Source organism: Pandoraea oxalativorans, from assembly GCF_000972785.3.
In the GTDB taxonomy this organism is placed as follows: domain Bacteria; phylum Pseudomonadota; class Gammaproteobacteria; order Burkholderiales; family Burkholderiaceae; genus Pandoraea; species Pandoraea oxalativorans.
On sequence record NZ_CP011253.3, the window covers coordinates 5,510,293 to 5,530,654 of the forward strand.

19 protein-coding genes and 1 pseudogene are annotated in these 20,362 nt (G+C 62.2%); all 20 read right to left on the reverse strand.

Annotated elements, in window-relative coordinates; genetic code table 11:
- Positions 1 to 39: 39 nt before the first annotated feature.
- Positions 40 to 1,950, reverse strand: coding sequence for a methyl-accepting chemotaxis protein (locus tag MB84_RS31495; RefSeq protein ID WP_281192321.1), 1,911 nt, complete (start codon positions 1,948 to 1,950; stop codon positions 40 to 42).
- 198 nt (positions 1,951 to 2,148) lie between these two features.
- Positions 2,149 to 2,496 (reverse strand): annotated as a pseudogene (locus MB84_RS31740) (PAS domain-containing protein); the annotation flags it as partial.
- Positions 2,497 to 2,570: 74 nt separating this feature from the next.
- A complete protein-coding gene (locus MB84_RS24375) occupies positions 2,571 to 3,086 on the reverse strand; it encodes a chemotaxis protein CheW (protein ID WP_039394078.1) in 516 nt (171 codons plus the stop codon).
- 17 nt (positions 3,087 to 3,103) lie between these two features.
- The gene (gene cheA / locus MB84_RS24380) at positions 3,104 to 5,272 is read right to left on the reverse strand and encodes a chemotaxis protein CheA (RefSeq protein WP_245725591.1); all 2,169 of its coding nucleotides are present in this window, start codon (positions 5,270 to 5,272) and stop codon (positions 3,104 to 3,106) included.
- A gap of 111 nt (positions 5,273 to 5,383) precedes the next feature.
- Positions 5,384 to 5,767: a response regulator gene (locus MB84_RS24385; protein WP_046290200.1), complete on the reverse strand. Its 384-nt coding sequence runs from the start codon at positions 5,765 to 5,767 to the stop codon at positions 5,384 to 5,386.
- Between the two features lie 17 nt (positions 5,768 to 5,784).
- Positions 5,785 to 6,795, reverse strand: coding sequence for a flagellar motor protein MotB (gene motB / locus MB84_RS24390; RefSeq protein ID WP_046290201.1), 1,011 nt, complete (start codon positions 6,793 to 6,795; stop codon positions 5,785 to 5,787).
- 12 nt (positions 6,796 to 6,807) lie between these two features.
- Positions 6,808 to 7,668 (reverse strand): flagellar motor stator protein MotA, encoded by an 861-nt coding sequence (gene motA, locus MB84_RS24395; protein WP_023598342.1) that lies wholly within the window; start codon positions 7,666 to 7,668, stop codon positions 6,808 to 6,810.
- Positions 7,669 to 7,796: 128 nt separating this feature from the next.
- A complete protein-coding gene (flhC, locus tag MB84_RS24400) occupies positions 7,797 to 8,393 on the reverse strand; it encodes a flagellar transcriptional regulator FlhC (RefSeq protein ID WP_046290202.1) in 597 nt (198 codons plus the stop codon).
- A gap of 82 nt (positions 8,394 to 8,475) precedes the next feature.
- On the reverse strand, positions 8,476 to 8,793 hold the full coding sequence (gene flhD, locus MB84_RS24405; RefSeq protein ID WP_023598340.1) for a flagellar transcriptional regulator FlhD: 318 nt from the start codon (positions 8,791 to 8,793) through the stop codon (positions 8,476 to 8,478).
- A 635-nt stretch (positions 8,794 to 9,428) separates the two neighbouring features.
- Positions 9,429 to 10,661 (reverse strand): Bcr/CflA family multidrug efflux MFS transporter, encoded by a 1,233-nt coding sequence (locus MB84_RS24410; protein WP_046290203.1) that lies wholly within the window; start codon positions 10,659 to 10,661, stop codon positions 9,429 to 9,431.
- A gap of 121 nt (positions 10,662 to 10,782) precedes the next feature.
- A complete protein-coding gene (locus tag MB84_RS24415; RefSeq protein WP_046290204.1) occupies positions 10,783 to 12,501 on the reverse strand; it encodes an AMP-binding protein in 1,719 nt (572 codons plus the stop codon).
- Positions 12,502 to 12,734: 233 nt separating this feature from the next.
- Complete coding sequence (locus MB84_RS24420; RefSeq protein ID WP_039394093.1) at positions 12,735 to 13,151, reverse strand: F0F1 ATP synthase subunit epsilon; 417 nt, start codon at positions 13,149 to 13,151, stop codon at positions 12,735 to 12,737.
- A gap of 147 nt (positions 13,152 to 13,298) precedes the next feature.
- The gene (gene atpD / locus MB84_RS24425) at positions 13,299 to 14,690 is read right to left on the reverse strand and encodes a F0F1 ATP synthase subunit beta (RefSeq protein ID WP_046290205.1); all 1,392 of its coding nucleotides are present in this window, start codon (positions 14,688 to 14,690) and stop codon (positions 13,299 to 13,301) included.
- Between the two features lie 61 nt (positions 14,691 to 14,751).
- On the reverse strand, positions 14,752 to 15,639 hold the full coding sequence (atpG, locus tag MB84_RS24430) for a F0F1 ATP synthase subunit gamma (RefSeq protein ID WP_046290206.1): 888 nt from the start codon (positions 15,637 to 15,639) through the stop codon (positions 14,752 to 14,754).
- An 88-nt stretch (positions 15,640 to 15,727) separates the two neighbouring features.
- Positions 15,728 to 17,269, reverse strand: a complete 1,542-nt coding sequence (gene atpA / locus MB84_RS24435) for a F0F1 ATP synthase subunit alpha (RefSeq protein WP_046290207.1) — start codon at positions 17,267 to 17,269, stop codon at positions 15,728 to 15,730.
- A 45-nt stretch (positions 17,270 to 17,314) separates the two neighbouring features.
- A complete protein-coding gene (locus MB84_RS24440; protein WP_046290208.1) occupies positions 17,315 to 17,845 on the reverse strand; it encodes a F0F1 ATP synthase subunit delta in 531 nt (176 codons plus the stop codon).
- 2 nt (positions 17,846 to 17,847) lie between these two features.
- The gene (locus MB84_RS24445) at positions 17,848 to 18,318 is read right to left on the reverse strand and encodes a F0F1 ATP synthase subunit B (RefSeq protein ID WP_046290209.1); all 471 of its coding nucleotides are present in this window, start codon (positions 18,316 to 18,318) and stop codon (positions 17,848 to 17,850) included.
- Between the two features lie 125 nt (positions 18,319 to 18,443).
- The gene (atpE, locus tag MB84_RS24450; RefSeq protein ID WP_010807762.1) at positions 18,444 to 18,710 is read right to left on the reverse strand and encodes a F0F1 ATP synthase subunit C; all 267 of its coding nucleotides are present in this window, start codon (positions 18,708 to 18,710) and stop codon (positions 18,444 to 18,446) included.
- An 83-nt stretch (positions 18,711 to 18,793) separates the two neighbouring features.
- Complete coding sequence (gene atpB, locus MB84_RS24455; protein WP_046290210.1) at positions 18,794 to 19,642, reverse strand: F0F1 ATP synthase subunit A; 849 nt, start codon at positions 19,640 to 19,642, stop codon at positions 18,794 to 18,796.
- Between the two features lie 69 nt (positions 19,643 to 19,711).
- A complete protein-coding gene (locus tag MB84_RS24460; protein ID WP_046290211.1) occupies positions 19,712 to 20,212 on the reverse strand; it encodes an ATP synthase subunit I in 501 nt (166 codons plus the stop codon).
- Positions 20,213 to 20,362 lie beyond the last annotated feature (150 nt).

Genomic DNA, 20,362 nt, shown 5'->3' on the forward strand with positions numbered 1-20,362 from the left:
TCCATCACAACAATCTCGTCTCTTTGCACCAACAAACCGTCAAAACTCTTCCCAGTCGCCCGGGTCGCTCGCCGCATTGCTCGACTTCGTATTCGTAGACGACCCCGTCGCGCCGTCGGGCTGTGCCCTGCCCCGGCGCGCCGCCAGTTGCAGCACCTGCGCATCTTCTTGTGCGTTGTCTGCCGGTGCGCTGGCTTGCGGACGGCGCGTAGCCGTTCGCGTGGCAGCGCCGCCAGCGCTTGCGCGAGCAGGCGCAGCAGCGGCGCCGTTCTGTGCGGCTGCCGGTGCGGCGGCGGCCATCGGCTTCGCGGCCGCCTGGCGCACTGCGGCAGTGGCCTGCGTTTGCTGCACTTGCTGCCCCACACCGTTCGCCACGCGGCGCACGCTTGGCGAACCGGCGGCCTGGAACGCGTCGCCCACACGGAAGACGGACACGGCGTCGCGCAAGCGATGCGCCTGATCTTCCAGCGAGCCCGCCGCTGCCGCGGCCTCTTCCACGAGCGCCGCGTTCTGCTGCGTGACTTCGTCCATCTGCGTCACGGCGCGGTTGACCTGTTCGATGCCGCTCGACTGTTCGGCCGACGCCGCCGAGATCTCGCCCATGATGTCCGTCACGCGCTGCACGGCCTGCACGATCTCGTCCATCGTATGACCGGCCTGAGCGACCAGCGCCGAGCCGTTTTCCACGCGTCCCACCGAGTCTTCGATCAGTACCTTGATTTCCTTCGCGGCGGCCGCGCTGCGCTGTGCCAGCGTGCGCACTTCGCCTGCCACGACCGCGAAGCCGCGTCCCTGCTCACCCGCGCGCGCCGCTTCCACCGCAGCGTTCAGCGCAAGGATGTTGGTCTGGAACGCAATGCCTTCGATCACGCTGATGATGTCGACGATCTTGTGCGAACTCGTCGAAATGCCCTGCATCGTGTCGACGACGTTACCCACCACCTGACCGCCACGTGCGGCGATCTCCGAGGCGTTCACGGCCATCGCGCTCGCCTGACGGGCGTTGTCGGCGTTCTGTTTGACGGTGGCCGTCAGCTGTTCCATCGACGACGCCGTCTGCTCCAGCGACGCCGCCTGTTGCTCGGTACGTGCCGACAGATCCGTGTTGCCTGCGGCGATTTCACGCGAGGCGATGTTGATCGATTCGATGCCTTCGCGCACATCGGAGACGATGGACAGCAGGCTGTTCTTCATGACCGACAGGCCGAACAGCAACTGGCCGATTTCGTCGCGGCCCACGCCCTCCGCCTTGCCGGTAAGATCGCCCGCCGCGATCTGCTTCGACATGCCGAGTGCCACGCGCAGCGGATGATTGATCGCGCGACGCAGGATGCTGCCCAGCAGGAACAGCACGACGATGCCGCCCAGCACTGCGACGACCGTCGCCGTACGCACAAGCGTGTGTTCTTTCTGCGACTGCTGATACAGATCGGTCGCCTGCGTGAGTTCGAGACGCGTGAGCGCATTGAGCTCGTCGCGCATCGGCCCGTAAGCGGGCTTCACTTTTTCGAGGTACGTCTGTTGTGCGCCTTCGGCAGAGCCCACGCGCAACATTTCTACCGTCTGCAACAGGCCGTCGGACGTAAAGCGCTGACGGATCACGTCGAAGCGCTCGGCCTGCGCACGCGTGCTGTCGTCGACCGTCTTCATGTACTCCGCCCACTGGCGGTTGATTTCGTCGAGGCTGCCCGCGATTTCGTCACCGGCGCGCTTCATCGCGTCGAGATTCGGGCTGCCGACGGCTTCGGCCACCAGCAGCACGTCGCGGTCGAGCTTCTGGCCGATGACGCCGAGCGTGCTCACCGGCACCATGCCGTTGCGGTACACCTTCAACAGTTTGTCGTTGCTGCTCGATACGCCCCACAGCCCCAGGCCACCGACGATGGCGAGCAGGATCGCGCCGAGCACGATGATGCCGGTCAGGCGTGCGCGCAGCGTGTCGAGACGCACACGGCGCGCGAGCGCCGCAATGCCACCGCGCTCGACCTGGCCGCCGCGAATGCGCAGATTGCCCGCCTGTCCGTTACGGAAGCGGGCATAGATGGCTTCGGCCTGCGCTGTCGCGCCTGCAGCCGGACGCACCCGCACCGACGTGTAGCCGACGACGGCGTTGTTTTCGAGCGTCGGCGTGACGGTAGCCAGCACCCAGTAGAAATCGCCGTTCTTGCGGCGGTTCTTGACCAGCCCTGTCCACGTCTCGCCGCGCTTGATCGTCTCCCACAGATCGCCGAATGCCTCGGAGGGCATGTCGGGATGGCGAACGATGTTGTGCGGCGCCCCCAGCAGTTCATCACGCGAATAGCCGCTCACCTCCACGAAGGCGGGATTGGCATACGTGATCCGCCCCTTGAGATCCGTCCGAGAGATCAGATACTGATGCTCGCCGATGACGAATTCGTTCTGGGTAACGGGCTGGTTATCGCGCACGTGCTCGGTCTCCGTGGACTGGGTGAGTGGGTTATGTCTGTAAGGGCGACGCGGCGGGTGTCTCGGCACCGCCTGCGGTGAATGGATGGATGGGCGGCCGACACGGGTGGCGTCGGCAATGCCGCAGCCGAATTTAGCCGGACTTAGCTCCCCAGACGCTCGATGAGCGCCATGTCGTCGCTGGTCATCAACTTTTCGATGTCCATCAGGATCAGCATGCGGCCTTCGACCGTGCCCAGACCCGTGATGTACTCGGTCGCCAGTTGTGCGCCGAACTCCGGTGCGGGCTTGATCTCGCCGCGTGCGAGCGTGAGCACGTCGGACACGCCGTCGACCACCATGCCGACCACGCGGCCCGCCACGTTCAGAATGATCACGACCGTCTGCGTGTCGTACTCGACGCGGCCCAGACGGAACTTGATACGCATGTCCACGATCGGCACGATGATGCCGCGCAGGTTGATCACGCCCTTGATGAACTCGGGCGCGTTCGCGATGCGGGTCACGGCGTCGTAGCCGCGAATTTCCTGCACCTTCAGGATGTCGATGCCGTACTCTTCTTCACCCAGCGTGAAGACGAGAAATTCCTGGCCATCGCCATCGGTCTGCATGGCGCCTGCGTGGCGCGACACGGCCTGCTCTTGCGAAAGGTTGTCCATCTAACGCGTCTCCGACTTCAGTTGAAGATGGTGGCAGCAGCCGAGCGCTGACCGCGCTGGAGCGCCGCCACATCGACGATCAATGCCACACTGCCGTCACCCATGATGGTGGCGGCGGAAATACCGTGAATACGGCGGTAATTGGTTTCGAGGTTCTTCACCACGACTTGCTGCTGACCGACCAGTTCGTCGACGAGCAGCGCGAAGCGGCGACCCTCGGCCTGAAGGATCACGACAATGCCCTGCGTCGGATCGAGGCGCGCTTCGGGCACTTCGAACGTGCGGTACAGTTCGACGAGCGGCAGATACTCGCCGCGCACCAGCACGACCTGACCTTCGCCCGTCACCGCGCGGATGTCGTCGCGACGCGGTTGCAGCGACTCCATGACGAAGTTCAGCGGCAGAATGAAGATCTCCGGACCGACCTTGACGGACATGCCGTCGAGAATCGCGAGCGTGAGCGGCAGCACAATGCGGATCGTGGTGCCCTTGCCGCGCGTGGACAGAATCTCCACGTGGCCGCCCATCTGCTGGATGTTTCGCTTCACGACGTCCATGCCCACGCCACGGCCCGACACGTCGGTCACGGCTTCGGCGGTCGAGAAGCCCGGCGCGAAGATCAACTGCCACACTTCCTCGTCCGCCATCGACTCGGACACGTTCATGCCTTGCTGCAGCGCCTTGGCGAGAATCTTCTCGCGACGCAGGCCCGCGCCGTCGTCACTCACTTCGATGACGATGTTGCCGCCCTGATGCGCGGCGGACAGCACCAGTTGACCGACCGGATCCTTACCCGAGGCCAGACGCTGTTCCGTCGTTTCGATGCCGTGATCGAGACTGTTACGCACCAGGTGCGTGAGCGGATCGATGATGCGCTCGATCAGGCTCTTGTCGAGTTCGGTCGCCTGACCGAACGTCACGAGTTCGATCTGTTTGCCGAGCTTGGTCGCGAGATCGCGCACCAGACGCGGGAAGCGCGAGAACACGTAGTCCATCGGCATCATGCGGATGGACATCACCGCTTCTTGCAGATCGCGCGCGTTGCGCTCCAGCTGACCCATGCCGTTGAACAGGCGGTCGTGGAGCATCGGGTCGAGGCTGCTTGCGGTCTGCGCGAGCATGGCCTGCGTAATCACCAGTTCGCCCACGAGGTTGATCAGTTGATCGACCTTCTCCACACCCACACGAATCGAGCTGTTCTCGTGACCGGCTGCGCCGCCTGCGGCGGGTGCTGCGGCGCGCTTCTCCGGCGGATGCTGCGCGCCACCGCCGCCCGAGGCGGCTTGCGGGGCGGCAGGCGGAACGACGATCGGCTCTGCGGCGGTCGGCGGCACGACGGCTTGCGGCGCTGCCGGTGCGGCGGCGGCCGGGATTTCGATCGGGGCCGACGGAGCGGGTGCCTGAGCGGGTACCGGCGCGGGTGCCGTTTCAAAGATTTCGACCGCTTGCGCCGGCGCAGCCGGTGCTGCGGCAGGAGCAGCGGGTGCAGCGGGTGCAGCTACGGCGGATGCATCCTGCACGTCGATCTGCGACGGTTCGATCACGAAGCAGCACACGGCGAGGATGTCGTCCGCGTCGCACGTGGTGTCGAGCCACAGGTGCAGCGCGTCGCCCACGGTATGGCGACCGGCGACGGCGCCGAGGTTGCCCAGCTCTTCGGCGAGCAATGCCTGATCTTTTTCGCCCACACCGGAGAGCGTGACTTTCAGACGCTTCTGACCCGGCGGGATGTCGCTGGTGGGCGCGCCGCTGGCGTCGGCGGCCGGAGCAGCCTGCGCTGCCGGCGCCGCAGGTGCAGGCGCAGCAGCCGCAGGAGGCGGTGCGAAGGGCGACGTCGGCGCGGCAGACACCGGCTCACCGTCGCCTTCGGCGGCAAGTTGCTGGAGCACGGCGCAGATGCGCTTCATGGCCTCGGCATCGGGTTCACTGGAGGCGCGGTAGGCATTCAACTGTTGATGCAACACGTCTTTGGTTTCCAGGAAGGTGTCGACCATCTCGGTGCGCAACTGCAATTCGCCGCGACGGGCGCGGTCGAGCAGGTTTTCCAGCAGGTGCGTGGTCTCGGTGAGCGCGGTGAAGCCGAACGTCGCGGCGCCGCCCTTGATCGAATGTGCGGCCCGGAAGATCGCGTTGAGTTGCTCGTTATCGGGCGCGCTTACGTCGAGCGCAAGCAGGAGGTGCTCCATCTCTGCGAGCAACTCTTCCGCTTCATCGAAAAAGGTCTGGTAGAACTGGGTGATATCCACCGGTTTCCTCGTCCTAACTTGGTTGTGCCATCGACGCCATCGACTTCATCGTCATGCGTCTTCGCCGACGAGCGATGCGACCACGTCGACCAGTGCTTCGGGATCGACCGGCTTGATCAGCCAGCCGCTGGCGCCCGCTTCACGGGCTGCCGTCTTGTAAGCGCCGTCGACTTCGGTCGTCAGCACCAGAATGGGGGTCTCGGCAAACGCGTCGAGTTCGCGCAGGGCGCGAATGAGCGACAGACCGTCCATGCCAGGCATGTGCTGATCGGTCAGCACCAGATCGAAGGCCGCGTTCGTGGCCAGCGCCAGGGCTTCCTGCCCGTCGCGGGCGGTCGTCACGGCGTAGCCGGCTTCATCGAGCGTAGCCGCCAGGATCTGACGCATCGACGCGGAATCGTCGACGGCGAGAATCGTGTTGCGAAGGGCCTGCATGCGTCTCCTCTTGTCGGTTATCGCGACGCGCCGGGCGCCGTCGGGGCCGCCGGAGGCGCTGGCGGTGCGGGCAATCCCGGCATGGCCGGCCCGCCGGACATCTCGCCGCTCATGGCGGCACTCACCGCGTTGCTACCCGCGCCGCGTGCGTTCGCGGCGTCGATCGTCGGCTGATCCCCTTCGTGCTTGACCGACTGCTCGGCCCGCTTGTTGAGCACGATGATGCTGATGCGGCGGTTGATCGGGTTGTAAGCGTCGTCGCGGTCGAGCGGCACCGTGGTGGCCAGACCGACCACGCGCAGCACCTTCTCGCCATCGAGCCCGCCTGCGATCAGTTCGCGGCGCGACGCGTTCGCGCGGTCCGCCGACAGTTCCCAGTTGCTGTAGCTCTTGTCGCCTTGCGCGTACGCCGTGGCGTCGGTGTGACCGGACAAGCTGATGCTGTTGGGCACGCCATTGAGCGACTTGCCGATTTCACGCAGGATGTCGCGCATGTACGGCTGCACCTGCGCACTCGCATTGGCGAACATCGGCCGGTTCTGATCGTCCACGATCTGGATGCGCAACCCCTCGGTCGTCACGTCGATCAGCAATTGCTTGCGGAACTGCTTGAGCGTGGGGTTACTTTCGATCGCTTTCTCGATGCGCGCTTTGAGATCGCGCAAACGTTGTGCATCGGCACGCTCGGCCATCTCGGCGGTGGTCGCCTGACGCGAGCGCGTCTGGTCGCCGCGCGACTTCTGACCATCGGTGCGGGTGGTGTCGGTGCCGCCGCCGGGAATCACGCCGCTGTTGTCGGCGGCGTTACGTCCGCCCGTGAGCGCCACCTTGAGCGGCGTGCGGAAGTATTCCGCAATCCCCGTCAGTTCCTTGCTGCTCACCGAACTCAGCAACCACATCAGCAGGAAGAACGCCATCATGGCCGTCATGAAGTCGGCGTAGGCAATCTTCCACGCACCGCCGTGATGGCCGTGCCCGCCGGCTTTGCGGCGCTTGACGATAATGGGCCGCTCGTCTTTCTCGCTCATTTCTCGCGTCCGTCAACGGGCCTTGACCTGTCGCACGTGCTCTTCGAGCTCGGCAAACGACGGACGTACGGTGGAGTAAAGCACCTTGCGGCCGAACTCGACCGACAGGGCCGGTGCGTAACCGTTCAGGCTCGCGAGCAGCGTGACCTTGATGCACTCGTAGAGCTTCACCGATTCGTTGATGCGATGTTCGATGAGCTGCGCCAGCGGCGAGATAAAGCCGTAAGCGAGCAGAATGCCGAGGAAGGTGCCCACGAGGGCCTGTGCGATGAGGGCACCGAGCACGGCTGGCGGCTGGTCGGCCGAGGCCATCGTGTGCACCACGCCCATCACGGCCGCCACGATACCGAAGGCCGGCATGGCGTCACCCGTCTTTTGCAGACAGTGCGCGGGCACCTCGCCCTCGTGACGGTACGTTTCGATTTCGTGATCCATCAGGTTCTCGATCTCGAACGCGTTCATGTTGCCGCTGACCATCAGTCGCAGATAGTCGGTGAGGAATTCCATGATGCGCGGCTCGCCGAGAATGCGCGGGTACTGCGAGAACACCGGGCTCGATGCCGGATCTTCGACGTCTCCCTCGATGGCGAGCATGCCGTCCTTACGCGCTTTGGCGAGCAGCACGTACAGGAGCGCCATCAGCTCCATGTACAGCTCTTTGGTGTATTTCGAGCCCTTGAACAGCATCGGCAGCGCTTTCATCGTCGCCTTGATCGCCTTGCTGTTGTTGCCCACCACGAACGAGCCGACGCCCGCGCCACCGATGATCAGCAGCTCGGTCGGCTGAAACAGCGCGCCCAAGTGGCCCCCGCCAATGACGAAGCCGCCAAAGACCGATGCCAGAACGATGATGTAACCAATGACGACAAGCACTGCCGGATACCTCTCGCAAAAATACGTCTACGGAAAATTGTCCTTCCTGTTCAGAGGGCTTAACGGCAGACACGCAGGGAAACTGTAGGGGCGGGATTACCTCGATACGACGTGTGACACGGGCCCGATCAGGCGGCCAGCGGAGAAATCGCGGCGTCCGGCTCACCCGACACCACGGCGGGCGCGAGATCGGCGGCATGCGCGTGCTTCGCTTTCCGAGTCTTTCCGGCGCGCGACGGCGGTGCGCACAGGCCGCAAACGTACTGGCCATGCGGCTCGTGCGCGTGCGTGACGAAATGGCCACCGCAGCGCGTGCACGGCGTCATCTGCAGCATCTTGCTGTCGAAGAAGCGAACGAGCGTCCACGCGCGCGTAAATCCGAGCACCGCTTCCCATCCGTGCAACTCCACATGCTCCAGGTACAGGCGGTAAGCCTTGACGATGGCTTCGATGCCCTGGCATCCCCCGTACTGCACGAGGTGCCGGTAGATGTTGTGGAAAAGCGACGAGTGGATGTTCGGCAGCCACGTCACGAACCAGTCGGTCGAGAACGGCAGCATGCCCTTGGGCGGCGAAGCGCCTTTGAGCTCTTTGTAGAGTTTGATGAGTCGATCGCGACTCAGGCTCGTCTCCGCTTCCAGCAACTGGAGGCGGGCACCGAGTTCGATCAGTTCGATGGCCAGCTGGATTTCACGGGCTTCGAGGACGACGCTTTTGGTACGCATATACAGGCTTCCTGGCAAATCACGCCAGCGCGGCCCCGATGACATCGGGCTGCGCGTGGCGTGCGTCGCGTATGTCGTACGTTCAGCCAATCTGCTCGACGGGCTGGCCCGCGAGCAGAATCGAAGCATGCGACTGCTGCATACCCACGTCTTTCGCACCGTGCGTGAGGCTCGAGAGAATCACGTGGTCGTCGAATCGAAATCGGCACAGAAGCTGGTTCGACCCCGCGAACTTGACGAGTTGAGCCAGTGTGAGACTGCCGAGCACGTCGGCAAGCTGGTCGCTGATGCCCAGGCGGAACATTGCCGCCGCGCGATCCTCACGGATCAGGCGCTGAGCCAGGACTAGGTAGGAGAGATTCAACTCACGAATCTCGTTCAGTGTTTCGCTGTTTCGCATGCGGCCCCCCGGCGCAATGGATGAATCTTGCGGTACTACTGTCTATTCCCTTGCATTGTGGACAAGGGCGAAAGATAAAGAAATCGGAGAAAAACTACAGAAAGGAGCGAGAAAAGCGGAAGATTATTGTAGGAATTTTTCCTACATGAGCGGCGCGCAGGGACCCTACGACGCGCTCGGGGGGGAACGTTCGATGACAGAGCGTGACGCCTTCATGAAAGTGTCACGAAGCTGCGCTCTACTACTTGACTGTATTTCGGCGGACTTATGCCGAACTTTAGGCATCCTTGCAAAAAATTTCAGGGGGCTTCTGCAAGGGATGTCTGGATCGTACTTTGCCTATCGAGCGGGCACTGGAACAGAGCAATTACAAAGTGTTACAGATGTAGTGCCGCTCACCGAATCCGAGGTTTGGAAGCATTGTTCCGATGCCAGTTCCCGCCGTTTCGCTGAAATCGCGGCGCAACACCTTACAAATCCTTCCTATCGGTACCGTCTCGTGATTATCGTTTCGCCAGGCAATCTCTAAGAGAGGCCAGAATCCAGGCATCGTTCCCCATGCCCCGGCTTGACGTTACGTTGAGCAAAACTTCGGGATTGGGTGGGCCGGGTTTGGTGGGCTACGTTTGGCGGACTTACGCCGCGCCTGCTGCGGGCGGCAGCGCGGGCCTCGCGCGACGGATGAGCAGCGTGTGGAAGGCCCAGGACAGCACGCCGCACACGGCCATGACCGCCGCCATCGGCACCGCCGAGCGGGCGTGCAGCAAGCCAACCGCCGCACCGGCGCTGGCCGCCGCAAGGAATTGCAGCGCCCCCAGCAGGGCCGACGCCGCCCCGGCACGCTGGTGTTGCCGGTTGAGCGCCTCGGCAATGGCGTTCGGCTGCGAAAAGCCGAGGCTCGTGACGAAGGCGAACAACGGCACCATCAACCCGATCAGCCCGCCAAGCCCGAGCGCCGCCACGGCGAGCATCAGCAAACCGAGAATCGCGACCAGATTGTTGGTACGGCGCAACACGTCGGCCGGACGCCGCGTGCGCAGCAAATACGCGTTGATCTGCGAGCCGCCGATGATCCCGCAGGCGTTCAGGCCGAACAGCCAGCCGTAATGGGCCGGATCGACGCCGTACAGATTGATGAAGACGAAAGGCGAGCCGGTGATGTACGCGAACATGCCCGCCTGCGACACGCCGCCCGCCAGCGCATTGCCCATGAACTCGCGGTCGCGCAGCAATGCGCCGTAGTTGTGCCACGCCGTCGTCAGCCAGTTACGTGCCTGCTTCGCGGCCTGACGCGTCTCGGGCAGCCAGTAGACAGCCATGCCAAAGCACATCGCGCCGAAGACCGTCAGTCCCCAGAAGATCCAGCGCCAGCCCACGAACATCAGCACCTGCCCGCCGATCAGCGGGGCGAGGATGGGCGCTGCGCCCATGATGAGCGTCATGCGAGAGAGCACGCGCGCCACCGTCGCCGTATCGAACAGGTCGCGCGCCATGGCGCGGGCAATGACGAAGCAGGCGCATCCACCGACCGCCTGAATGAAGCGGCTGACGATCAGCGTTTCGATGTTGGAAGCGAGCGCGCATCCGGCGGATGCGAGCGTGTAGAGCGCCAGTCCGGCATAGAGCGGACGCTTGCGTCCGTACCGGTCGGCGAGCGGGCCGTGCAGCAACTGGCCGAGACCCAGCCCGATGAAGAACGATGCCAGGGAGAATTGCGCCGCGGCATCCGTCGTGTTCAGTTCACGCGCGATGCTCGGCAGCGCAGGCAGATACATGTCGATCGACAACGAGCCGATGGCCGACAGAATGCCGAGGACGAAAACGGTACGGAAGGTTTGGGAGGGCGCGGACACCGTGGCAGCGGACATTGGGCGAGGCCTAGGGTAATCCCGAATGATACGGCATTCGCCCCGAGTTCGCTTAAAAATTGGGCAGAGGGATCGTCCGATCGATCCCCTGCCCCGACGTACTTATCCGGCAACGACCGCGTCAGGCCGTCTTCTCTTCGTGCAACCCCAGCGATTCGACCATCTTCTCGCGCATGATGAACTTCTGCACCTTGCCCGTCACCGTCATCGGCATTTCGTCCACAAAGCGGATGTAACGCGGGATCTTGTAGTGCGCGATCTGATCTTTGCAGAAGGCGCGGATGTCGTCCTCCGTCGCGCTCTGTCCCGGTTTGAGGACGATCCAGGCGCAAACTTCCTCACCGTACTTCGCGTCGGGAACACCGAACACCTGCACGGCCTGCACCTTCGGGTGCCGGAACAGGAACTCCTCGATCTCGCGCGGGTAAATGTTTTCGCCGCCACGAATGAGCATGTCCTTCACACGGCCGACGATATTGCAGTAGCCATCCTCGTCGAGCGTCGCGAGATCGCCCGTGTGCATCCAGCCGTCGCGAATCGCCTCGCGCGTGCGTGGCTCGTCGTCCCAGTAGCCCAGCATGACCGAGTAGCCCTTCGTGCACAGTTCGCCCTTCTCGCCGACGGGCACGATTTCGCCTGCGGCATCGACCAGCTTCACTTCGAGGTGCGGCTGCACGCGCCCGACGGTCGTCACGCGCTTGTCCAGCGGGTCGGTCGTGGTGGTCTGGAACGACACCGGGCTCGTCTCGGTCATGCCGTAGGCGATCGTCACTTCGCTCATGTGCATCTGGTCGATCACGCGCTTCATCGTCTCGATGGGGCATGGCGAGCCCGCCATGATGCCGGTACGCAGCGTGTCGAAGTGATAGTTGCCGAAGTCCGGATGATCGAGCTGCGCGATGAACATCGTCGGCACGCCGTGCAACGCGGTGCAGCTTTCCTCCGAGACGGCCGCCATCGTCCCCTTCGGATCGAACGCCTCGCCGGGGAAGACCATGGTCGCGCCCGTCGACACACAGGCCAGCACCGCCAGCACCATGCCGAAGCAGTGGTAGAACGGCACCGGAATACACAGGCTGTCGTGCTCGGAGAAGCGCATCGCCATGGCGATGTAGCGGCCGTTGTTGACGATGTTGTGATGCGTGAGCGTCGCGCCCTTCGGGTTGCCGGTCGTGCCGCTCGTGAACTGGATGTTGATGGGGTCGAAGCAATCGAGCGCGTCGGAGATCTTGCTCAGTGTGGCGAGGTCGGCGTCTGCGCCGAGCGTCACCACATCGCTGAAGTTGATCATGCCGGGCGTGTGCTCCATGCCCATGCGGATGATGGTGCGCAGCGTCGGGAGTTTCTCCGACTGCAACTGACCGGGGGCACACGTGGCCAGCTCCGGCGCCAGCACGTTGAGCATGTCGAGATAGCGCGACGTCTTGAACGATTCGGCCGCGACCAGCACCTTGCAGCCGACCTTGTTGAGCGCGTACTCCAGCTCGGCCAGCCGATAGGCCGGATTGATGTTCACGAGAATCAGGCCCGCACGTGCGGTGGCGAACTGCGTGACCAGCCATTCGACCCGATTCGGCGACCAGATGCCTACCCGATCGCCCTTCTTCAGCCCAAGCGCAATGAGTCCGGCGGCAAAGGTGTCGACATGCGCGATGAACTCTCGCCACGTCCAGTCCACGCCCTGCTCGCGGAACACGACCGCCTGTCGCTCGGGAAACTTCGCCGCCGTCTCGGCAAGCAGTCCGAATACCGTCAACGTCGAAAGCGGTACGGTGGTCTCACCCTTCACATACGACAGTCCATTACGAGGTACAACGCCCGCACCTTCCCGGCTTTCCATGCTTTTTGTCTCCTGAAGCAATGCTGAAGTGGTGAATGCTGTCGCGCGACGACGGGTGGCTTCATATAACAATAGCGCGTCGCGTCGGGTTGACGTTTACGTTAACGTAATTCGAGTAACGGATCGAGTGGGGATGGCCCTGAGAAGGAGACGGTAAAACAAAAGCCCCACACATTCGCATGTATGGGGCTTTCGCAGACATTGCGCGGCGCGGGGCCAGCGCAACGCCGGTGTTACTTCGTGCGACGCAGCTTCTGGATCGCAGCGAGTTGGGCAATGGCTTCGGCCAGTTCGGCCTGAGCGGTTGCGTACTCGATGTTCGAATCCTTGTTCGACATTGCTTCTTCTGCACGACGCTTGGCTTCGTTAGCCTTCGCTTCGTCCAGATCCTTGCCGCGAATCGCGGTGTCGGCGAGCACAGTCACCGTGCCCGGCTGCACTTCGAGAATACCGCCCGCGACGAAGACGAAGTCCTCGTTGCCTGCTTCGTCCTCGATGCGAACCGCACCCGGCTTGATGCGCGTGATCAGCGGCGTGTGGCCCGGCAGAATGCCGAGCTCGCCGGCTTCGCCGGGCAGCGCGACAAACTTCGCCTTACCCGAGAAGATCTGCTCTTCCGCGCTGACGACGTCTACGTGAATGGTTGCCATAATCGCTCCCGTTGAGTGTGATGAAGCGGCAGGCGCGCCAGTCCGGACGTTGCCGTCCTCGCTTCGCTACCCCGCCCCGCAACAGTCACCTGCCGAGCTTCGGTGGCGCCTCTTGCGAGACACCGCCGTCGCCCGACACTCAACCGTTTACTGCATCTTCTTGGCTTTTTCGAACGCTTCGTCGATCGTGCCAACCATGTAGAACGCTTGTTCCGGCAGGTGGTCACATTCGCCGTCGACGATCATCTTGAAGCCGCGGATCGTTTCCTTGAGCGGAACGTACTTGCCCGGCGAACCCGTGAACACTTCTGCCACGTGGAACGGCTGCGACAGGAAACGCTGGATCTTACGAGCGCGGGCCACGGCCAGCTTGTCGTCCGGCGACAGTTCGTCCATACCCAGAATCGCGATAATGTCGCGCAGTTCCTTGTAACGCTGCAGCGTCGATTGCACACCGCGGGTCACCGCGTAGTGCTCTTCGCCAATCACGTTCGGGTCGATCTGACGCGAGGTCGAGTCGAGCGGGTCGACTGCCGGGTAGATACCCAGCGAGGCGATGTCACGCGACAGAACGACGGTGGCGTCCAAGTGACCGAAGGTGGTTGCCGGCGACGGGTCGGTCAAGTCATCGGCAGGCACGTACACGGCTTGCACCGACGTGATCGAGCCAGTCTTGGTCGACGTAATACGCTCTTGCAGCTTACCCATTTCTTCAGCCAGCGTCGGCTGATAGCCCACGGCCGACGGCATACGGCCGAGCAGTGCCGACACTTCGGTACCGGCCAGCGTGAAACGGTAGATGTTGTCCACGAAGAACAGCACGTCGCGACCTTCGTCACGGAAGTGCTCGGCCATCGTCAGACCGGTCAGTGCGACGCGCAGACGGTTGCCCGGCGGCTCGTTCATCTGGCCGTAGACCAGTGCGACCTTGTCCAGAACGTTCGAGTCCTTCATTTCGTGGTAGAAGTCGTTCCCTTCACGGGTACGCTCGCCCACGCCGGCAAACACCGAATAACCGCCGTGTTCCTTGGCGATGTTATTGATGAGTTCCATCATGTTCACGGTCTTGCCCACACCGGCGCCACCGAACAGACCCACCTTACCGCCCTTGGCGAACGGGCAGATCAAATCGATAACCTTGATACCGGTTTCGAGCAGTTCCGTCGACGGCGACAGCTCGTCGAATGCCGGAGCCTTCTGGTGAATCGAACGGGTGTGTTCCTTGGCGATCGGACCGGCTTCGTCGATCGGACGACCCAGCACGTCCATAATGCGGCCCAGCGTCGGCTTACCGACCGGCACCGTGATCGGGAGACCCGAGTTTTGCACCGTCATACCGCGGCGCAGGCCTTCGGAGGAACCCAGACAAATGGTGCGAACCACACCGTCGCCCAGCTGTTGCTGGACTTCGAGCGTCAGTTCCGAACCTTCCATGGTGAGCGCGTCGTAGATCTTCGGCATGCTTTCGCGCGGGAATTCCACGTCGATAACGGCGCCGATGCACTGTACGATTTTGCCTTCAATCAAAGCAGTACTCATCGCTTTTCCTTTAGATACTCAAATTCATTTCGCCTTGCGGCGCATCGGCCCGTGCCACCGCTTAAACTGCGGCGGCGCCACCCACGATTTCGGACAGTTCCTTCGTAATCGCTGCTTGACGGCCCTTGTTGTAGACCATCTGCAATTCACCGATCACGGTCTTTGCATTGTCCGATGCGGCCTTCATGGCCACCATGCGGGCGGACTGTTCCGACGCCATGTTCTCCGCGACTGCCTGATACACGACAGCTTCGACGTAACGCACCAGCAGGGGATCGACGACCGTCTTCGCATCCGGTTCGTAGATGTAGTCCCACGAATGCTGCGCCGGCACGGCGCTCGGGTCGTCCGACTCGCCTTCGAACTTCTCCGGCAGCGGCAGCAGCTGTTCGACCACGGCTTCCTGCTTCATCGTGTTGACGAAGCGGTTATAAGCCAGATAAACGGCGTCGAGCTTGCCTTCGGCATACGCGTCGAGCTGCAGCTTCACAGCACCGATCAGCTTGTCCAGATGCGGGGTGTCGCCCAGTTGCACAACGTGCGATACCACCTTCGCGCCGATACGGTTCAGGAAACCGAAGCCCTTGCCGCCGATAGCGGTGGCCTCGATCTTCAGGCCCTGTGCTTCGATATCCTTCATCTTGGCCACCACGGCACGCAGCACGTTGGTGTTCAAGCCGCCGCACAGGCCCTTGTCCGTCGTCACCACGATGATGCCGGCCGCTTTCGCGTCCGCATGCTTCACCATGAACGGGTGGTGGTATTCCGGATTCGCCTGGCCCATATGCGCGGCGATCTGGCGCACCTTGTCAGCGTACGGCCGGGCATGACGCATGCGTTCCTGCGCCTTGCGCATCTTCGACGCGGCCACCATTTCCATGGCCTTGGTGATCTTGCGCGTGTTTTGCACGCTCTTGATCTTGCCGCGAATTTCCTTCATTCCAGCCATTGCTTACTCCTTGTCTCGGCGCGACGTTCGTTGTTGCCTGAACATCGCGCCTTCCCGGGTCCGTTGAATAGTTGCCGATTCAACCGGATTAGTAAGCGCCGGTCTTCTTGAAGTCCTTGATCGCAGCGTGCAGAGCAGCGTCGTCGTCCTTCGAGAGATCTTTGGTCTCTTCGATGCGGCCGATGAGCGCGCCGTGGCTCGTCTTCAGAACTTCGCGCAGACCCTTTTCGAACGGCAGAACCTGAGCGATTTCGAGATCGTCCAGATAGCCGTTGTTGGCGGCGAACAGCGACACAGCCAGTTCCCACACTTGCAGCGGCGCGTATTGCGGCTGCTTGAGCAGTTCCGTCACGCGGCGGCCGCGCTCGAGCTGCTTGCGGGTGGCTTCGTCCAGGTCCGAAGCGAACTGCGCGAACGCAGCCAGCTCACGGTACTGTGCGAGGTCGGTACGGATACCGCCCGACAGCTTCTTGATGACCTTCGTCTGCGCTGCACCACCCACACGCGACACCGAGATACCGGCGTTGATTGCGGGGCGGATACCGGCGTTGAACAGGTCGGTTTCCAGGAAGATCTGGCCGTCGGTAATCGAGATCACGTTCGTCGGAACGAATGCGGTCACGTCACCGGCTTGCGTTTCAATGATCGGCAGTGCCGTCAGCGAGCCGCTCTGGCCCTTGACTGCGCCGTTCGTGAACTTCTCGACGTACTCTTCCGAGACGCGGGCAGCACGCTCAAGCAGACGCGAGTGGAGATAGAACACGTCACCCGGGTAAGCTTCGCGGCCCGGCGGGCGGCGCAGCAGCAGCGAGATCTGACGATAGGCCCAGGCTTGCTTGGTCAAGTCGTCATAAATGATCAGCGCGTCTTCGCCACGATCGCGGAAGTATTCGCCCATCGTGCAACCGGCGTACGGTGCGATGAACTGCATGGCGGCCGAGTCCGAAGCGGTGGCGGTCACGATGATCGTGTATTCCATCGCGCCGTGCTCTTCGAGCTTGCGCACCACGTTCATGATCGACGAAGCCTTCTGGCCGATCGCGACGTAGACGCAGGTCACGCCCTTGCCCTTCTGCGAAATGATCGTGTCGATGGCGACAGCGGTCTTACCCGTCTGACGGTCACCAATGATCAGCTCACGCTGGCCGCGGCCGATCGGCACCATGGCGTCGATAGCCTTCGTACCGGTTTGCAGCGGCTGCGAGACCGACTTACGCCAGATCACGCCCGGGGCAATCTTTTCGATTGCGTCGGTTTCCTTCGCGTTGATCGGACCCTTGCCGTCGATCGGCAGGCCCAGTGCGTCAACGACGCGGCCCTTCAGTTCCGGGCCGACCGGCACTTCCAGAATGCGGCCCGTGCACTTGACGGTGTCGCCTTCCGAGATGTGCTCGTATTCGCCCAGAATCACGGCGCCGACGGAGTCGCGCTCGAGGTTCAGTGCCAGACCGAACGTATTGCCCGGGAATTCCAGCATTTCGCCCTGCATCACGTTCGACAGGCCGTGGATGCGGCAGATGCCGTCAGTCACCGAGATCACGGTGCCTTCGTTACGGACTTCGGCGCCGCTATCGAGACCTTGAATCCGGCTCTTGATCAGTTCGCTGATTTCAGAGGGATTGAGTTGCATATGTGCTCCTGATATTCAATTCTTCGCAGGCGTTTCGCGCCGGCCTCAGGCCGTCAGCGACGTCCGCATAGCCGCCAGGCGGGCGCGCACCGAAGTGTCCAGCACCTCGTCGCGAACCACCACACGCACGCCGCCGATGAGCGACGGGTCTACCGTCACGCTCGGGTTGAGCTTGCAGCCGAACTTGTGCTCGAGGCTCTTGACCAGCGAGGTCAATTGCTCACCTTCGAGCGGGAAGGCGCTTTCGATCGTGGCGTCTGCCGAACCGGCAGCAGCGTTCTTCAACGCTTCGAACTGTTCGGCGATTTCCGGCATGGCAACCAGACGACCGTTTTCGACCACAGCGGCGACGAAGTTGCGCACTTCGGCGTCGGTCGATTTCACGGCAGCGGTCAGCACGTCGACAACTTGCGACGGCGTCACTTTCGGATCGTCGGCCAGGTTGGCCACTTCGGGCAGCGCTGCCACTTGCGACAGTTCACGCACGAGCTGCGCCCAGCGATTCAGATCGCCGGACTTGGCCACGCGGAACAACGCTTCGGCATACGGACGAGCGATGGTTGCGAGTTCGGCCATGATCAGAGCTCTGCCTTGAGTTGGTTCAGCAGGTCGGCATGTGCCTTGGCGTCGACTTCACGCTTCAGGATCTGCTCGGCGCCCTTCACTGCCAGACCAGCCACGTCTTCGCGCAGCGATTCACGGACCTTGACGGCCTGATTCTCGGCTTCTGCTTTGGCGTTGGCGATGATACGAGCCGCTTCGGCTTGCGCCTGCGACTTGATCTCTTCGGCCACGGCCTGAGCGCGCTTCTCGGCGTCGGCAATACGCTTCGCGCCTTCGTCGCGGGCTTCCGCGAGGGCTTGCGTGGAGCGCTTGTTGGCGGCTTCCAGTTCAGCCTTGCCCTTATCGGCAGCGGCCAGACCGTCAGCGATTTTCTTCGCGCGTTCGTCGATAGCCTTGATCAGCGGCGGCCACACGAACTTCATCGTGAACCACGCCAGGATCAGAAACACGACGGTTTGCGCGAACAGAGTTGCGTTAATGTTCACGGTGTTTCCTTTCGGTGATGCGAATCGATTGGCAAAACAGCGCGCCCCATTATGCCTGCTGGCTTGGGCGCGCCGTTCATGTCCAGTTGGCCGCGCGGGTCATGGCGCGACCGGCCGAAAGTAACTTAAGCGAGCTTCGACAGCAGCGGGTTCGCGAAGGCGAACAGCATGGCAACGCCCACGCCGATCAGGAATGCAGCGTCGATCAGGCCGGCCAGCAGGAACATCTTCGTTTGCAGCGGGTTCATCAGTTCAGGCTGACGTGCGCATGCTTCGATGTACTTGCCGCCCATCAGTGCGATACCCAGGCAGGCACCGATAGCACCCAGACCGATGATGATACCGATACCGATAGCGGTCAGACCCTGGATGTTGGCGATGAAAGCTTGCATGATTACTCCTTATGGATAGAGACTTAAAACTTGAAAATTTGAAAAACTAAACTTGGAAAACCCGTAACTACCGCATCAACCGATCAGTGATGGTCGTGCGCCTGGCCGATATACACCAACGTCAACATCATCATGATGAACGCCTGGAGCAACACGATCAGGATGTGGAAAATCGCCCATGCGGTGCCGGCAATGATGTGACCGACAAAACCCAGCACCGACGCATCTGCGCCAAAGCTCCAGATACCGCCCAGCAGAGCGATCAGCAGGAACACCAGTTCGCCAGCGTACATATTGCCGAACAGTCGCATACCGAGCGACACGGTCTTGGCACAGAATTCGATGATGTTGAGCAGCAGGTTCGGGATCCACAGGAGGAAGTGGTTACCGAACGGTGCGGTGAACAGCTCATGCATGAAGCCGCCAGCGCCCTTGATCTTGAAGCTGTAGAACAGCATCAGAATGAGCACGCCGACCGAGATACCGAGCGTGCCGTTAAGGTCGGCCGTCGGAACGATACGATGATGCGTGATGATGGAACCCAGACCGACCCAGCCGATCACCTTCGACGGCAGATCGACCGGCAGCAAGTCCAGCGAGTTCATGAGCGCGACCCAGACGAACACGGTCAGCGCGAGCGGCGCGATGAAGGCACGATTGCCGTGCACGATGCTCTTCGACTGGTCTTCGACCATTTCGACGAGCATTTCGACCGCAGCCTGGAAACGGCCCGGCACGCCCGAGGTTGCCTTGCGGGCGGCCAACCACAGAATGAAGCAGCCCAGAGCGCCCATCGCGATCGACCAGAACATGGTGTCCCAGTTGATGATCGAGAAATCGACGATGCTAGTCTGAGTCGAGCTCGCAAGGTTCTGCAGGTGGTGCGAAATGTACTCCGACGGGTTCGGAGCGTGGCCGGCTTCTACTGACATAGCGATCAAACACCCAATTATGAAAATCCGCACACGGTAGCGTGTCGACGCGTGAGCGGTTTTTCACCGCTACTTCAGTGCCATCGCAAGCCAATAGGCCTTGAGCGTCAGCACAAAGGTGACCAGGAACGCTACCCAATGCACATCGGGGTAACCGAACGCTACTGCCACCAACAACGCGATCGTCGTTGCTACCTTGACCGCTTCTCCCATCACTAACGAACCGACGGAGAGGCGATCACCTGACATTCTTAACCGCAGCGCAAACAATGCGCCCGGTATCCATCCAATCATTCCACCCAGCCATGCGGACACCGCCGCGTCTCGTGGCGATGCCGAGAGTAACCACCAGGCCAGTGTCGCTATCAGCGACAACAGCGCCTGGGCTCCCACCACCCTGAATGGAGTCACACGGGATGCGCGCCCCACATCGGGACCGAACAGGCGCTCGGCCTGCGCACGCGTGAGCGGAACGATAGTTTCTTGCTCCTGCTCGTCGTCCCAAGCCTCTGTTGCATGCGCCGGCGCTTGCGGTTTCGGTTCCAAGTTCGACCGGTTTTGATCGGTCATCTCGTAGCCTCCCCGCCCGACTCGTGCAAACGAATGGGCTCTTCAAGCAGTTTAAACCCGCGAGATTTTACGGGAAATTACGAAGGCCAGTCAATCTAAACGCGCAACAAATTCGCCGAAACTGCACAGTGCATGCTTCGATTTGGCGGC

What these genes read in the sequence shown, in the direction of transcription:
- MB84_RS24375 (WP_039394078.1), bottom strand. Translation starts at nt 3,086, where the DNA reads ATGGACAACCTTTCGCAAGAGCAGGCCGTGTCGCGCCACGCAGGCGCC.
- cheA (WP_245725591.1), bottom strand. Translation starts at nt 5,272, where the DNA reads ATGGAGCACCTCCTGCTTGCGCTCGACGTAAGCGCGCCCGATAACGAG.
- MB84_RS24385 (WP_046290200.1), bottom strand. Translation starts at nt 5,767, where the DNA reads ATGCAGGCCCTTCGCAACACGATTCTCGCCGTCGACGATTCCGCGTCG.
- motB (WP_046290201.1), bottom strand. Translation starts at nt 6,795, where the DNA reads ATGAGCGAGAAAGACGAGCGGCCCATTATCGTCAAGCGCCGCAAAGCC.
- flhC (WP_046290202.1), bottom strand. Translation starts at nt 8,393, where the DNA reads ATGCGTACCAAAAGCGTCGTCCTCGAAGCCCGTGAAATCCAGCTGGCC.
- flhD (WP_023598340.1), bottom strand. Translation starts at nt 8,793, where the DNA reads ATGCGAAACAGCGAAACACTGAACGAGATTCGTGAGTTGAATCTCTCC.
- MB84_RS24410 (WP_046290203.1), bottom strand. Translation starts at nt 10,661, where the DNA reads ATGTCCGCTGCCACGGTGTCCGCGCCCTCCCAAACCTTCCGTACCGTT.
- MB84_RS24415 (WP_046290204.1), bottom strand. Translation starts at nt 12,501, where the DNA reads ATGGAAAGCCGGGAAGGTGCGGGCGTTGTACCTCGTAATGGACTGTCG.
- MB84_RS24420 (WP_039394093.1), bottom strand. Translation starts at nt 13,151, where the DNA reads ATGGCAACCATTCACGTAGACGTCGTCAGCGCGGAAGAGCAGATCTTC.
- atpD (WP_046290205.1), bottom strand. Translation starts at nt 14,690, where the DNA reads ATGAGTACTGCTTTGATTGAAGGCAAAATCGTACAGTGCATCGGCGCC.
- atpG (WP_046290206.1), bottom strand. Translation starts at nt 15,639, where the DNA reads ATGGCTGGAATGAAGGAAATTCGCGGCAAGATCAAGAGCGTGCAAAAC.
- atpA (WP_046290207.1), bottom strand. Translation starts at nt 17,269, where the DNA reads ATGCAACTCAATCCCTCTGAAATCAGCGAACTGATCAAGAGCCGGATT.
- MB84_RS24440 (WP_046290208.1), bottom strand. Translation starts at nt 17,845, where the DNA reads ATGGCCGAACTCGCAACCATCGCTCGTCCGTATGCCGAAGCGTTGTTC.
- atpE (WP_010807762.1), bottom strand. Translation starts at nt 18,710, where the DNA reads ATGCAAGCTTTCATCGCCAACATCCAGGGTCTGACCGCTATCGGTATC.
- atpB (WP_046290210.1), bottom strand. Translation starts at nt 19,642, where the DNA reads ATGTCAGTAGAAGCCGGCCACGCTCCGAACCCGTCGGAGTACATTTCG.
- MB84_RS24460 (WP_046290211.1), bottom strand. Translation starts at nt 20,212, where the DNA reads ATGACCGATCAAAACCGGTCGAACTTGGAACCGAAACCGCAAGCGCCG.